Origin of the sequence: Candidatus Pelagibacter communis (genome assembly GCF_001179945.1) — a bacterium.
Classification (GTDB): domain Bacteria; phylum Pseudomonadota; class Alphaproteobacteria; order Pelagibacterales; family Pelagibacteraceae; genus Pelagilacustribacter; species Pelagilacustribacter ubique_A.
The window spans coordinates 1-768 of record NZ_CVSG01000036.1; the positions used below are offsets into that span (position 1 = coordinate 1).

A 768-nucleotide genomic window follows, 5' to 3' on the forward strand; every position below is an offset into this window, starting at 1 on the left:
CCAGAGACTCTGGGCATAACGATAAAGAAAAACTTAACAATGCAATTGAAGATATAAAATCCAAAGGAATAAAAATTATATTAGGACCGATAAATAACGAGGACTTCAAAGAGGTAAAAAAATTTAATGATTTAGTTTTTATTTCACCGTCAAACATTTCACCAAAATTTTCAAACAATATTATAAGTATTGGGGTAAGTTTAGAGTCTCAACTAACTTCATTAATTAATTTTATAAAAAAAGAAAAAAAAAATAAAACTGTTATTATGTTTCCGGAAAACCAGTACACAAATTTGATTGAACAAAAATTAAAGGAAATGAGTTTAGATAGTATAAGAACTTTTAAATATAACCCGAATCCACAAGTTTTAACTGGTGAGATAGAAACTCTAACAAACTATTCTCAAAGAAAAAATAATTTAAAGCTTAGAAAAAAAATGTTTGAGGATAAAGACGATGAACAATCTATCAAAGCCCTAGAAAGACTTGAACAACTTTATACACTTGGAGATGTTAATTTTGACTCTGTAATTATAATTGATTTTGGAAATAATCTAAAAAGTGTTTTAACCTCATTGGTATATACCGATGTTAATCAAGATAAAGTTTTGTTTACAACAGTTAATCAGTGGTTTGATGAGAGTATATTTTATGAAAACACAATTAAAACTGTTTATTACCCGTCAGTAAACTATAAAGAATTTAAGAGATACAATAATATTTATTTCAAGAGATTTAATAAATATCCCAATGAAATAACAATTCTTA

The 768-nt window shown here is 25.7% G+C and carries 1 pseudogene; it reads left to right on the forward strand.

Annotation, left to right across the window (positions count from 1 at the left end):
• Positions 1–768, forward strand: a pseudogene (locus AMN78_RS04160) (hypothetical protein); the annotation flags it as partial.